The 13697-nt window shown below is 51.0% G+C and carries 15 protein-coding genes and 1 other annotated feature; of the genes, 13 read left to right on the top strand and 2 right to left on the bottom strand.

The genetic code is table 11. The features are described from left to right. Window positions 1-126: 126 nt before the first annotated feature. Window positions 127-1698 (top strand): sodium/proton antiporter NhaB, encoded by a 1572-nt coding sequence (nhaB, locus tag CSR04_RS12770; RefSeq protein ID WP_102796687.1) that lies wholly within the window; start codon window positions 127-129, stop codon window positions 1696-1698. Window positions 1699-1745: 47 nt separating this feature from the next. Further along, window positions 1746-2273, top strand: coding sequence for a disulfide bond formation protein DsbB (gene dsbB / locus CSR04_RS12765; protein WP_102796824.1), 528 nt, complete (start codon window positions 1746-1748; stop codon window positions 2271-2273). A gap of 16 nt (window positions 2274-2289) precedes the next feature. Here dsbB and CSR04_RS12760 read toward each other — a convergent pair whose 3' ends face one another. Beyond that, the gene (locus CSR04_RS12760) at window positions 2290-2556 is read right to left on the bottom strand and encodes a hypothetical protein (RefSeq protein WP_102796686.1); all 267 of its coding nucleotides are present in this window, start codon (window positions 2554-2556) and stop codon (window positions 2290-2292) included. Between the two features lie 546 nt (window positions 2557-3102). Further along, window positions 3103-3225, top strand: a sequence feature (His leader region). A gap of 31 nt (window positions 3226-3256) precedes the next feature. Between CSR04_RS12760 and hisG the strand changes: the two genes are divergently transcribed. The 11 genes from hisG (at window position 3257) to CSR04_RS12705 (ending at window position 12526) form a co-directional block, all read left to right on the top strand. Beyond that, the gene (hisG, locus tag CSR04_RS12755) at window positions 3257-4156 is read left to right on the top strand and encodes an ATP phosphoribosyltransferase (protein ID WP_102796685.1); all 900 of its coding nucleotides are present in this window, start codon (window positions 3257-3259) and stop codon (window positions 4154-4156) included. A 2-nt stretch (window positions 4157-4158) separates the two neighbouring features. Then, window positions 4159-5451: a histidinol dehydrogenase gene (hisD, locus tag CSR04_RS12750; RefSeq protein ID WP_102796684.1), complete on the top strand. Its 1293-nt coding sequence runs from the start codon at window positions 4159-4161 to the stop codon at window positions 5449-5451. After that, window positions 5448-6530: a histidinol-phosphate transaminase gene (hisC, locus tag CSR04_RS12745; protein ID WP_102796683.1), complete on the top strand. Its 1083-nt coding sequence runs from the start codon at window positions 5448-5450 to the stop codon at window positions 6528-6530. The genes hisD and hisC overlap by 4 nt, the downstream gene beginning before the upstream one ends. Next, window positions 6527-7597, top strand: a complete 1071-nt coding sequence (gene hisB, locus CSR04_RS12740; protein ID WP_102796682.1) for a bifunctional histidinol-phosphatase/imidazoleglycerol-phosphate dehydratase HisB — start codon at window positions 6527-6529, stop codon at window positions 7595-7597. Before hisC ends, hisB begins: the two co-directional genes overlap by 4 nt. Beyond that, entirely contained in the window at window positions 7597-8187 is a 591-nt protein-coding gene (gene hisH, locus CSR04_RS12735; RefSeq protein WP_102796681.1) for an imidazole glycerol phosphate synthase subunit HisH, read from the top strand. The genes hisB and hisH overlap by 1 nt, the downstream gene beginning before the upstream one ends. Before the next feature lie 67 nt (window positions 8188-8254). After that, on the top strand, window positions 8255-8992 hold the full coding sequence (gene hisA, locus CSR04_RS12730) for a 1-(5-phosphoribosyl)-5-[(5-phosphoribosylamino)methylideneamino]imidazole-4-carboxamide isomerase (RefSeq protein WP_102796680.1): 738 nt from the start codon (window positions 8255-8257) through the stop codon (window positions 8990-8992). Then, a complete protein-coding gene (gene hisF / locus CSR04_RS12725) occupies window positions 8992-9765 on the top strand; it encodes an imidazole glycerol phosphate synthase subunit HisF (protein ID WP_102796823.1) in 774 nt (257 codons plus the stop codon). The genes hisA and hisF overlap by 1 nt, the downstream gene beginning before the upstream one ends. Before the next feature lie 44 nt (window positions 9766-9809). Next, a complete protein-coding gene (gene hisIE, locus CSR04_RS12720) occupies window positions 9810-10436 on the top strand; it encodes a bifunctional phosphoribosyl-AMP cyclohydrolase/phosphoribosyl-ATP diphosphatase HisIE (RefSeq protein ID WP_102796679.1) in 627 nt (208 codons plus the stop codon). 139 nt (window positions 10437-10575) lie between these two features. Further along, window positions 10576-11109 (top strand): cytochrome b, encoded by a 534-nt coding sequence (locus tag CSR04_RS12715; RefSeq protein WP_102796678.1) that lies wholly within the window; start codon window positions 10576-10578, stop codon window positions 11107-11109. A gap of 19 nt (window positions 11110-11128) precedes the next feature. Then, window positions 11129-11704: a YceI family protein gene (locus CSR04_RS12710; protein WP_102796677.1), complete on the top strand. Its 576-nt coding sequence runs from the start codon at window positions 11129-11131 to the stop codon at window positions 11702-11704. 246 nt (window positions 11705-11950) lie between these two features. Further along, window positions 11951-12526, top strand: coding sequence for a 2OG-Fe(II) oxygenase (locus tag CSR04_RS12705; protein ID WP_102796822.1), 576 nt, complete (start codon window positions 11951-11953; stop codon window positions 12524-12526). Here CSR04_RS12705 and CSR04_RS12700 read toward each other — a convergent pair whose 3' ends face one another. Continuing rightward, window positions 12527-13681, bottom strand: a complete 1155-nt coding sequence (locus tag CSR04_RS12700) for a 1-acyl-sn-glycerol-3-phosphate acyltransferase (protein WP_245921595.1) — start codon at window positions 13679-13681, stop codon at window positions 12527-12529. It abuts the gene before it with no gap. Window positions 13682-13697: the final 16 nt, after the last annotated feature.

The raw sequence follows: 13697 nt of genomic DNA, 5'->3' as shown, positions 1-13697 counted from the left end.
CAGTAGTCGGTTTCCTCATCGAGAACCCAGCGGCCTACTAACAACTGTGGAGCAGGACGCAGGCAAAGCGCTCCGACTGGCTGGCCGATGGTGATCCACCCCACTACACCGAAAGGACCACTTAGCATGCAACAATCCATGGTCGACGCACTGTTCAGAAATTTTCTCGGTAATGCGCCTGACTGGTATAAAAAAACCATCATCGCATTTTTAATTATCAACCCATTGCTGTTTCAGCTCAGCCCTTACATGGCTGGGTGGGCGCTGGTACTGGAGTTTATCTTCACCCTGGCCATGGCGCTTAAGTGCTACCCCTTGCAACCCGGAGGCTTGTTGGTCATCGAAGCGGTATTTATCGGAATGACCAGCCCAGAGCATATCAAGCATGAGGTGGTGGTAAATATCGAGGTGTTGCTGCTGCTGATTTTTATGGTGGCGGGTATCTACTTTATGAAAGACCTGCTGCTGTTTCTGTTCACCAAGCTACTTATCCGGTTGCGCAGTAAAGTAGCACTGGCTCTGGCTTTTACTTTGTCATCCGCTTTGCTGTCCGCCTTCCTGGATGCCTTAACCGTAATTGCGGTGATTATCAGTGTGGCGACAGGTTTCTATTCCATTTACCACAAAGTGGCTTCCGGTAAAGATTACCATCATGAGCACGACCATACTGCTGATGAGAGTATGCCGGTGCCCAGCCGTGAAGACCTGGAAGGCTTTCGCAGTTTCCTGCGTAACCTGATGATGCATGCTGCCATTGGTACAGCCCTGGGGGGGGTAACCACCATGGTAGGTGAACCGCAAAACCTGATTATTGCCGATAAGGCCGGATGGAACTTTGTCGAGTTTCTGATGCGTATGAGCCCAATTACTCTGCCGGTACTGATTGGCGGCTTGCTTACCACGGTGTTCCTGGAAAAGTTCAAGCTGTTTAGCTACGGTGCACAGTTGCCGGATACAGTACGAACGATATTGTCAGACTATAGCCATTATGTAGATCAGCAACGCACCAAGAAAGACACAGCTAAGCTGTACATCCAGTCTCTGATTGCCGTTTGGTTGGTGGTTGGCCTGGCTTTCCATTTGTCGGCTGTTGGACTCATTGGCCTGTCAGTTATCGTCCTGGCCACCGCGTTTTGCGGCGTGGTGGACGAGCACCAGATAGGTAAGGCATTTGAAGAGGCGCTGCCTTTTACTTCACTTTTGTGTGTGTTTTTTGCTGTTGTGGCGGTCATTATCGATCAAGGGCTGTTTACGCCGGTAATCGAATGGGTGCTAACCTTTGAAGGAAAAACCCAGTTGGTGATGTTTTATTTAGCCAATGGTTTGCTATCCATGGTCAGCGATAATGTGTTTGTGGGTTCTGTGTATATTACTGAGGTAAGTGCTGCGCTGAAACATGGTCATATTACCCGAGACCAGTTTGATATGCTGGCGGTAGCCATTAATACCGGCACCAATTTGCCCAGTGTGGCAACGCCTAACGGACAAGCAGCGTTCCTGTTTCTGTTAACGTCAGCTCTTGCGCCATTACTACGACTTTCATACGGTCGAATGGTGTATATGGCCTTGCCTTATACCGTTGTGCTGACCTTGATTGGTCTGGCCGCCACTTACTTCGGCCTGCTGGAAATGACCGATTGGCTATACCATATGGAATGGATTAGTCATCATAGTCCTACCGAAGTACCGCACGATTAATTTAAATGGCGCCTCTTTCGAGGCGCCTGTTGTAATACGAGATGCTAATGCAATTGTTTTCCCGGATGGCCGAATGGCCCACCAAACGCTGGCCCTGGGCCTTGTTATTTATTTCCTCTGTGCTGCTTGAGGCCACCGCCTTATACTTCCAATACGGTATGGGCCTTGAGCCTTGTATTATGTGTATTTACCAGCGTAACGCAGTGTTCGGCCTGATGTTAGCCGGTATGGCAGGCATGTTGCTGCACAATTACCCGGTAGGCCGCATGCTAGCCTATGCCTTATGGGCGGTTTCTGCTGTTTGGGGACTGTTGATTGCAGTGGAACATGTAGACATTCAAACTGCTGCCAATCCATTTTTTACGGTGTGTGAAATTGTACCCAACTTCCCAAGCTGGCTACCTTTGCACGAATGGATCCCACAAGTATTTGCCGCAACCGGCGACTGCGGTAATATAGACTGGTCATTTCTGGATATGAGCATGCCACAATGGATGATCATTATTTTTGCTGTTTATACCGCGCTGCTGGTCATCACCCTGGTAGCCAGACTGGCAAGGTTCAGAGGTTTTTAATGCGCCACAAGCTGAGTCAAATATAAATATCCAAATGACCAGGTGCCGCGCGATTTTCACCTTCTACAGGTTTGTCTGAGGTCGCTTTTGCGGCCTTTTTCTTTTTACGCTTTTGTTCCTGCTTTTCCCTTTGCTGACGTTCTTCGGCGGTTAAATTCTTCTCATCTTCCTCCAAAGAACGCAACTTGGCCTCTTTGCTTACCTGTTCAATACGTTGTTCATCCTGAACGGGGTTTACCTTCCCCTGTTTGGGCAAAATGGGAAACAATAAATCACTCACCATAGACAAGATCCCTTGTTGTATGCCATTCACTACAGCTATCAACGAAAATTAACTGGCTTAATCAGTTCGATATTATATCGTACAAATTTCAACCAACTTTAATCTTGGACAATCTCTCCGCGCATTCATTCCGTATAAAGCCCTTTTGCTATTTTGCTTTAGCTAAAAATAGAGCGTGCTGACCTTTTGAGTATGATTTTGCAGCAGTTTGTGGGCCCTTTATACAAGGCAGAGCGAACGTGGTGTAGTGATTCTACACGAGTGAGTGATAACGCCGTAGAAAGGGCCCACAAGCGCGGCCCGAAGGGTTCAACCCAGCCCTCCTGCCCGGTGTTGCCGGACTTTGACTTAGGCCCACTAGGCCTGCAGCCCGGCGTCGTGACCAGAAGGGAGCTGAATTTGAACAAAATCTATACTCAAAAGATCAACACGCTCTAAATATTTCAAAAATTTACTCTTGCGTTTTGCCCCGGCCTTGCAGTAAGTTAATAGCCGCACAGAGATTAGACTAACAAACGAAATGATTAAGCAAAGCCTGAAAGCCGTTCACCACCATCACCATACAGCATAACCTTTCAGGTTCGTGCTGGAAGGTTATTGTTACCTTCCAGCGGCATCTCGAACCAGATTTAGATACCCCCGGAAGGAAACTTCCGGGGGTTTTTCGTTTTAGGGCGCGTGAAAAATTAAGGTAGGAATCATGACAGACCGCAACAGACTCAGAATTGCCGTACAAAAGTCCGGCCGCCTCTGCGAAGGCAGTATGGAACTGCTAAAAGCGATTGGCGTAAAACTTTCTATTCGCGACCGTTTGCTTATTGCCCATGCCACCAACCTGCCGATCGATCTGTTGCGTGTGCGTGACGATGATATTCCGGGCCTGGTAATGGATGGCGTCGTCGATCTGGGCTTTATCGGTGAAAATGAGCTGGAAGAGAAAATGCTTGAGCGACAGGCCCAGGGTAAGCAGTTTCAGTATAAGACCCTGGAAAGGCTGGAGTTCGGTGGTTGCCGCTTGTCTCTGGCAGTGCCCAACGAAATGGATTACCAGAACGTACAATCGCTACAAGGAAAGAAAGTCGCCACCACCTACCCCTTTTTGCTTGAGCGTTTCTTCCGCGAACAGAATGTGGATGCCAACGCTGTGATGTTAAATGGTTCGGTTGAGGTCGCCCCGCGTGCCGGACTGGCCGATGCCATCTGCGACCTGGTCAGTACCGGTGCCACATTGGAAGCTAACGGTCTGGTAGAAAAGGACGTCATTTTCCGATCCAAGGCCGTGCTGATTCAGCGCGGCGGCGATATGCCCGCCAGTAAGCAGCAACTTATCGACAAATTGCTGACCCGTATCAATGGCGTGATGCAGGCGCGGGAGAGTAAATACATTATGCTGCATGCGCCTAAAGATAAAATTGAGCAGGTAAAACAGCTGCTACCCGGTGCAGAAAACCCTACGCTGCTACCACTGGCTGGTAATGAAACCAGTGTCGCCGTGCACGTAGTCAGCACCGAAACCCTGTTTTGGGAAACCATGGAAAAACTCAAGGCCCTGGGTTGCAGCAGTATTCTGGTGCTGCCCATCGAAAAAATGTTGGGTTAAGCATGCAAGACTGGAATCAATTAACCCTGCAGCAACAAGCACAGTTATTATCCCGCCCGGCACTGGCCGATAATCAACGCCTCAGCCAGGCGGTGGCGGATATTATCAAACAGGTTGCCAATGAGGCCGATGAGGCATTATTCAGCCTGGCCAAACGCTTTGATGGGGTAGAACTCACCGAGCTACGTTTATCCAAGGCCACTATTGAGCAGGCCATCGCCACACTCAGCAATGAACGTAAAGCTGCTATTGAACTTGCTTATCAGAACATACGTAAGTTCCATGCAGCGCAGCGCCCTCAGGATGTCAGGGTACAAACCAGCCCCGGCGTCATCTGCGAGCTTAAACACCAAGCCATCGCTGCAGTAGGCCTTTACATTCCTGGCGGTACGGCGCCCCTGCCCTCCACAGTATTGATGCTTGGCGTGACTGCCAAGGTAGCAGGTTGCCCGCGTAAAGTGCTGTGCAGCCCGCCGAACAAGCAAGGCTCACTGGCCGCTGAAATACTTTATGCTGCAACCCTGTGCGAAATAGACGAAATTTATCTGTGCGGCGGTGCCCAGGCCATTGCCGCTATGGCCCTTGGGACGCCAAGCATTGCCAAAGTAGATAAGATCTTTGGCCCGGGCAACAGCTATGTCACCGAGGCAAAACAGCAGGTCAGTCGAATTCCAGGCGGCCCTGCCATCGATATGCCTGCAGGTCCTTCTGAAGTACTGGTTATCGCCGACGAGTTCGCCAATCCGGCTTTTGTTGCCTCTGACCTGCTCTCTCAGGCTGAACACGGGATTGACTCACAAGCGGTACTAGTCAGTGATTCAGAACCGCTAATCAGCGCAGTAAAGCAAGCCGTTGAGCAGCAACTTAGCCGCTTAGGACGGGCCGAGATTGCCCGTCAAAGCATGCAGCACGGCCGCTACATCCTGACCCGGAATATGGCCGAGGCCGTTGAAGTATCAAATCAATACGGCCCAGAGCATTTAATTCTGCAGATGGAGAATCCTCGCCGTTGGCTGGACAAACTCACCAATGCCGGCTCCATTTTTGTTGGCCCCTGGTCGCCAGAGTCGGCTGGCGACTATGCCAGCGGCACTAACCATGTGCTGCCGACTTATGGTTATGCCAGAAATACCTCAAGCTTGGGCCTGCTGGATTTTCTGCGCCGCTATACCGTTCAGGAACTAAGCCAGGAAGGCCTAAAGCAGATTGGCCCAGCCATTATGTGCCTGGCTGACGCCGAAGGTCTGGACGCACACAAACAAGCCGTAGCCCTTAGATTGGATGCTTTAAAATGACAGATGGCCTGATTGACGCTTTACAAGCGAAACACCTTAGAGATCTTAAGCCTTATGAGTCGGCGCGACGCTTATTCTCAGGTGGGCAAGACTGGTTAAATGCCAATGAATCGCCTTTTGTCGGCGAGTATAGCCTGGACAGTCACAAACTTAACCGCTATCCGGACTGCCAGCCTAAAGCCGTTATACAGGCCTATGCCGCTTACGCTGGTGTCACACCCGAGCAGGTACTGGTCAGTCGCGGCGCCGATGAAGGTATCGAACTATTAATTCGGGCGTTCTGTGATGCCGGGCAGGACAGCATTCTTATCTGTCCTCCCACTTATGGCATGTACGCCATCAGCGCCGAGACCTTTAACGTTAAGGTAAATAAAGCCCCGCTTAATGCGGATTTCAGCCTCAACCTTGATGCCATGGCCGAATTTGTCGGTAAGGTCAAAATAGTATTTATCTGTTCGCCGAATAACCCTACCGGTACGCAGGTGGCGCCTGAACAAATCGAGCAGGCACTGGCGCTTTTTGCAGGTTCTGCCCTGGTCGCGGTAGACGAAGCCTACATTGAGTTCGCGCAAGGCCAGGGCTGGGCTGGGCAGTTAGCCAATTACCCGAATCTGGTGGTACTGCGCACCTTATCCAAGGCCTTTGGTCTGGCGGGCATTCGCTGCGGCTTCACCCTAGCCTCCCCTGCGATTATTCAGGTGCTACTCAAAGCCATCGCGCCCTATCCTTTGGCTGAGCCTGTCGCCCAGATTGCCGCCCAGGCTCTGTCACCACAAGGGCTGGCATGGATGCGGGAGAAAGTCGAAGTCCTGAATGTGCTAAGACAACGGCTGCAAGATCAGTTGCAAACTCTGGGCGACTTTGTCCAGGTTGGCGACTGCCAGGCCAACTTTATTTTACTGCGCAGCCAATATAAACAAGGGCTGATGGATGATCTGGTCGCTCAGGGTATTTTGATCCGCGATCAGTCCAAGCAACCAGGGTTGGAAAACTGCCTGCGTATCAGTATCGGCACAGAAGAACAAAATCAGCGGCTCGTGGCCGCCATGCAACGCTTTTTTGAGGAGAAGGCCAGATGAGCCAGCACGCTATTTTATTTATCGACCGCGACGGTACGCTGGTAGAAGAACCGGCCATTGATAAACAGTTAGACAGTCTGGATAAACTGGTCTTTGAACCTATGGTGATTCCAGTGTTAACCCGTCTGCAGCAAGCAGGATTTAAGCTGGTGATCGTCAGTAACCAGGACGGCCTTGGCACCGATAGTTTCCCGCAGGCGGACTTTGATGCGCCGCACAATAAAATGATGGAAGTGTTCGCCAGTCAGGGAGTGACCTTTGACGACGTGTTAATTTGCCCGCACTTTGATGCAGACAATTGCAGTTGCCGCAAACCCAAGCTCGGGCTGGTTAAAGACTATTTGCAACAAGGCAAAATCGAATTTACCCGTTCCTATGTGATTGGTGACCGCCCCACCGATATTCAGTTGGCCGACAATATGGGAATTGTCGGTATTCGCTATGACAGGCAGGACAACAACTGGCTGGCCATTGAGAAAGAATTAAAAGGTCAGGGCCGCATCGCCGAGGTTATTCGTACCACCTCGGAAACCCATATCCGTATCAAGGTCGACCTGGACAATCAGGCCAAATCGCAAATTAGCACTGGCCTTGGCTTTTTTGACCATATGCTGGATCAAATTGCCACCCACGGCGGCTTTAACATGCAGGTTGAGGTAAAGGGCGATCTGCACATTGACGACCACCACTCAGTGGAAGACACCGCCTTAGCCCTGGGTGATGCGCTGCGTAAAGCATTAGGTGATAAACGCGGTATAGGTCGCTTTGGCTTTGCCCTGCCGATGGATGAATGCCGCGCCGAGTGTGTGTTAGATATTTCGGCCCGCCCTTATTTAAAGTTCGATGCTGAGTTTAGCCAGGAACGGGTTGGTGAAATGTCGACACAGATGGTATCGCACTTTTTCCGCTCCTTGGCAGACTCTATGGGGGTCTCTCTGCACCTTTCCACCACCGAAGGCAATGCCCACCATCAGGTAGAAAGTCTGTTTAAGGTATTCGGCCGGGCCTTGCGTCAGGCCATCACCAAACAAGGTGATGTACTGCCGAGCAGCAAGGGGGCGCTCTAGTGAAACTGGTGATTGTAGATACCGGCTGCGCCAATATAGCCTCGGTACGCTTTGCAGTTGAGCGCCTGGGGTGTCCGGTGACGGTCTCCGATGACCCCGAGGTTATCAAAAGTGCTGACAAAGTTATTCTGCCCGGCGTTGGCTCGGCTCCTGCCGCTATGCAAAAAATTGAAACCAAAGGACTGATCACTGTGGTCAGAGAGCTTAGCCAGCCAACACTGGGGATTTGCCTGGGCATGCAGCTCATGACCCGTCAGTCTGAAGAGGGTCATGTGGCTTGCCTTGGCATGATTGCCAGTGAGGTTAAACGCATGCAGGTCGGCAACCTGCGTTTACCTCATATGGGCTGGAATACCATCACAGCCAATCCAGACAGCCCGTTATTCGAAGGCATTGCGGATGGCAGCTATTTCTACTTTGTGCACAGTTTTGCCGTGTCGGTAGGTGATTACACCCTGGCACGCTGCGAATACGGCATGCCATTTAGTGCCAGTATTGGCCAGGGCAATTTTATGGGTGTGCAATTTCACCCTGAGCGCTCCGGCGAGGCAGGCAGCCGATTGCTACACAATTTTATCAGCCAGTGCTGATCCAGACTCGACCGCAGGCAACGCCTTTGGTCAATCGGGCTTTGGCCCGAACAAAGCGAGAGAAAACATGATAATTCCAGCGATAGATCTGATTGATGGTGAAGTGGTACGCCTTTATCAGGGCGATTACCAACAAAAAACCCGTTACACCCAGCAACCACTGGATGTAGCTAAAGCCTATGCCAGCGCTGGCGCGAGTTGGCTGCATATTGTTGATCTGACCGGCGCCAAAGACCCGGCTAAACGCCAACTTGGCCTTATCCGCGAATTAGCTGACAGCAAACTAATGAAGTTTCAGGCCGGCGGCGGTATTCGCAGCGAACAAGATGTGAAGGACTTGCTCAGTACCGGAATTGAGCGCGTGGTAATTGGCTCACTGGCGGCCAAACAGCCGGAGCTCGTAAAGGGCTGGCTGCGTGAATACGGTAGCGATGCCATAGTGTTGGCCCTGGACATAAATATTGATGCCCAGGGCAAGAAGTGCATTGCCACGCACGGCTGGCAACAGGACAGCGGTGTGGAGCTGGCCCCCTTGCTGGATGGTTTTTTAGAGGCCGGTGCCAAACACGTACTTTGTACCGATATTGCTTGCGACGGCACTCTGCAAGGCCCCAATCAGGCCTTGTATCAGGAAATGAAAGCCGCCTTCCCGCAAATTATCTGGCAAGCATCGGGTGGGATTGGCAATCTTGAACATATTCAAGCACTAAAAGGCACCCAGGTCGACTCAGTGATCCTGGGCCGCGCCCTGCTGGAAGGCAAATTTGAACTGGCTGAAGCCATTGCACTATGGGAGCAAAACTGATGCTGGCCAGACGTATTATCCCCTGCCTGGATGTAAAAGACGGTAAAGTGGTAAAAGGCGTGCAGTTTCGCAACCATGAAATTGTCGGTGATATTGTACCGCTGGCTGAGCAGTATGCATTAGCTGGCGCTGACGAATTGGTGTTTTACGATATCACCGCCTCAAGTGATGCACGGGTGGTGGACAAAAGCTGGGTAAGCCGGATTGCCGAAGTCATTAACATCCCATTTTGTGTTGCTGGCGGGATTAAATCGGTAGAAGACGCTGGCAAGGTACTGGAAATGGGCGCCGATAAGGTTTCCATCAACTCTCCGGCGCTGGCCGATCCCAGTCTTATCACAAAGCTGCATGACCAATTTGGCCAGCAATGCGTGGTTATTGGTATCGACAGTTATTTTGATCAGTCCTCCAATACCTACCAGGTCAAGCAGTTTACCGGTGATGAAAAACGTACTCTGACCACCGGCTGGCAAACTGCAGACTGGGTAAAGGAAGTGCAGCAGCGCGGCGCCGGTGAAATTGTACTCAACTGCATGAATCAGGACGGCGTGCGTCAGGGCTATGACATTGCCCAGTTAGCCGCGATTCGTGCCAGTTGCCAGGTGCCGCTGATCGCCTCAGGCGGCGCGGGAACCATGGAGCACTTCAAGGCGGTGTTTGAACAGGCAGATGTGGACGGTGCGCTGGCCGCCTCGGTTTTTCACAAAGGCATTATCGCTATTCCCGCATTAAAACAGTATCTACGTGATCAACAAATCCCTATGAGGAGTTAGTAGCGAGGGCCGGGCTTCGTAGCTAAAAAAATAATGAGACAATTATGATTATCAACCAAGACAATATTGACACTCTGGCCTGGGACAAAATGGAAGGCATGTTGCCGGTCGTAGTGCAACATGCCATCTCGGGTAAAATTCAGATGCAGGGCTATATGGACCGTGCAGCCTTGCAAAAAAGTCTGGATACCGGTCACGTGACCTTTTTCAGCCGCTCCAAACAACGATTGTGGACCAAGGGTGAAAGCTCCGGTCATACCCTGGATTTGGTGGAATTGAGCTGTGATTGCGATCAGGATGCCCTGATTGCGCTGGCCCTACCTAACGGCCCTACCTGCCATACCGGCGATCCTAGTTGCTGGCATCAGGGTGCCACCGCCAGCCTGACCTTTGTCGCAGAGTTGGAACAGTTGATAGCAGCCCGTAAGACAGCTGCGCCAGACAGCAGCTACACTGCCAGCCTATACGCCAAAGGTATCAAGAGAATCGCCCAGAAGGTAGGCGAAGAAGGGGTTGAAACGGCGCTGGCTGCTACGGTGGGGGATTTGGATGAGCTAAAAAACGAAAGCGCTGATCTCCTCTACCATCTGCTGGTTTTACTGCAAGCCAGTAACCTGTCATTACATGACGTGATTCAGGTATTGCAAAACAGGCACCAGAAGCCGGAATAACTCCGGCTTCATTCAACACTTCCCCCGGCTTAACACTTCGATTTTTTCGATATAATCTCTCGATATTCAGGCATATTAATTTTTATATATTAGCTATAAGCTAGCCGGACTGTTCGCTGCTTCGTAGCAAGGAGAGAGTATGCAAGAATCGGCAACCCGTTGGGGTTGGACAACTGTGCTGCTGCATTGGGGCAGCGCCATCGCCATTTTAGGCCTGTTTGGTTTAGGTATCTGGATGGTGGACCTGGATTACTACAGCCAGTGGTATCGGGATGCTCCGCATATTCACAAAAGTATCGGCATATTACTGGCCATGCTGACCGTATTCCGCCTGCTTTGGCGAGTCAGCCATAAAAGGCCTGCCGCCATAGGCAAAAGCTGGGAGATAAGGTTGTCACACCTTACTCATGGCGTGCTGTATGTACTGCTGCTGGCCATTTTTACCAGTGGCTATCTGATTTCCACCGCCGACGGACGTGCAATTGATGTATTTAACTGGTTCGCCGTCCCCGGTTTTGGTGAGTGGATCACCAACCAGGAAGATATTGCCGGTGAAATTCATGAGTGGCTGGCCTGGCTATTGATCGGGCTTGTCACCCTGCATGCTGTGGCTGCTGTTAAGCACCATGTAATAGACAAAGACAAAACCTTAACCCGAATGCTTAAACCTTGAAAATAAGGAGATTATAGATATGAAGAAACACTTAGTTGCCGCCAGTTTGCTGGCATTGATGGGCGCTGCACCACTGGCTCAGGCTGCTGACTATACCATTGACACGAAAGGCGCTCACGCCTCTGTCAATTTCAAGGTCAAGCATATTGGCGTTTCCTGGCTGACTGGCCGTTTCAACAAGTTTGATGGTCAATTCAGCTATGACGCTGACAAACCTGAAGCCTCCAGCATCCAAGTGAATATTGACACCACCAGCGTTGATTCCAACCATGCAGAGCGTGACAAGCACATTCGCAGTGGCGATTTTCTGGATGTCGGTCAGTATCCCACCGCTAAATTTGTCAGCACTAAAGTGGTAAAAGACGATGACAACGAACTGAATATTCACGGTGAGCTGACCCTGCACGGCGTAACCAAACCCGTGGTGATTGAAGTCGAGAAAGTCGGCGAAGGCAAAGATCCCTGGGGCGGCTACCGCGTCGGTTTTGAAGGTAGCACTACCATCAGCATGCGTGAATTTGGTATTCAGCATAAACTTGGCGACCTGGCCGATACAGTAGAACTTGAGCTGCATGTGGAAGGCATTCGCAAATAATCACTCGTAGCTCGTAGCCCGTAGCCCGTAGCCCGTAGCCCGTAGCCCGTAGCTTTAGGCAGACCCCGGTCTGCCTTTTCTTTTTCTTGGCGCATAAAAATAGATGACAAGAACACAAAAACGGAGTAAAAAGCGCCAGTTTTTGTTTGCGTCGAGACCTCCTTGAGCGCCCTAACCCAACCTCAGTCTGAACTCAGCCCACATAGCCTGGACAACCTCGCCGATAACCTGGCTGACAAAGGCTTTATGGTGATACCTGATCTGCTGCCAATGGGCATCGCAGAGGCCTTATTGCTGGAGGTGACGGAATACAACAGCCAGCAGTTTCAGCAGGCTGGCATTGGCCGGGAACAGCAGCAACAACAAAACCAATTTGTACGCACCGATGAAATTCGCTGGCTAAACGGTCAAAGTACTGCCCAGCAGGCTTTTTTAGCGACTATGGAGCAATTACGGCTGGGATTGAATCGACGACTGTTTATGGGGCTGTTCGATTACGAATGCCACTTTGCGCATTACGGGCCCGGAAACTTCTATAAAAAGCACCTTGATGCCTTTAAAGGTCGCACCAACCGCATCCTCAGTACAGTGTTGTATCTGAATCCGGGGTGGACCAGTGAGGATGGTGGCGAATTACTCATGTATGAGAAGCGCCGTAAAGAGGCCTTCTTAAAAATCACCCCGTTGTTTGGCCAGATGGTGGTGTTTCTCAGCGAGCGTTTTCCCCATGAGGTGTTAGCCGCAAAGCGTGACCGCTACAGCATCGCAGGCTGGTTCAGGGTTAATACCAGTATAGGCGGCGCCATCGATCCGGCCCGCTAGCTATTCGTGTAAAGATGGACTTCTTGGCAAAAGAGGCGCGGCGTACATTGCCAGCACCCGCTGACGAACATCATCCGGCACGGAATTCAGGCGCTGTTCAAATCGATTCCGTTCCTGTTCCAGCGTATTGCGACTGACCCCGTTATCTATAGCACAGGGCTGCATACCCAATTTTTCAGCCGCCAGTCGGGTGGTGATCATATCAGGGTAAAGAGTATGAATTTGCCTGTCGATTTCGTCGGCAACCTGCCTGGCTGACGCAAAGGCATCACCTTGGATGACCTGCCCAAAACACAACACGACTTTGCCTTTATAGCCTGTAATACCGCGGGAGATGCTGGCTACATCTTCATGGTCCTGCTTTTCATACTGACCGGTGAGGGCCTGCTGATGCAGTTCATTGGCTTTGGCCAGATCGCAGGGATCATACTCATAGCCAATGGCCACAGGCACAATGCGAAGCTGTGCAAGATAAGCAGCAAAGTCTTGTTCTTTGGGTTTATTCAGCATCAGCATGGATATAATCGCCGGATTGGTCTTATCCACTCCATCCTTGGCACGCCCTTCCCGCTGTGCTATCCAGATATGGGCATTTTCTGCTACCAGGGAATGATGAATATAGGCAGAAAGCTCTTTACTGACCTGCAGCTTTTCTTTTTTGCTGCTGGCTGAACGTTTCACAATAAAGCTTTTGTTCAGGCGCATTAAATCAGACACCCAGGATTTAGTCAGCAGGTTATCGCCAATGGCAATGCGCACGGTATCCTGCCCCTTAAGGTGTAAGGCCCAGCTCACAAAAGCCGGGTCCAGAGCGATATCGCGGTGATTGGAAATAAACAAACAAGGCTGGCTGAGATCTAACTGCTCCAGTCCCTTAACCGTCAACCCTGTGGTGCTGGTTTCAATCATATGTTGAATAAAAGGCTCCAACTGACGCTGAAAGTCGCGTACCGTGCGGATGCCTGCCACTCGTCGCTTAAGGTGGAAACTCAGGCCCCAGGCCAATGGACGACGCAGCCATTTAGGACAATTGGCAAAGCGAAAACGTACCAGAGCGTCACGCAGCTCTGGCTCCTTCAGCAAGCGCTGCAATACAACCTGGACTTCGTTATCCTGATAAGGACGGATATGGGCAAAGGTATCCATAAACAGCATTTTCAACCAATACGAA

The organism is Bowmanella denitrificans (assembly GCF_002887595.1).
GTDB lineage: Bacteria > Pseudomonadota > Gammaproteobacteria > Enterobacterales > Alteromonadaceae > Bowmanella > Bowmanella denitrificans.
This window is presented reverse-complemented; position numbering and strand designations above follow the sequence as displayed.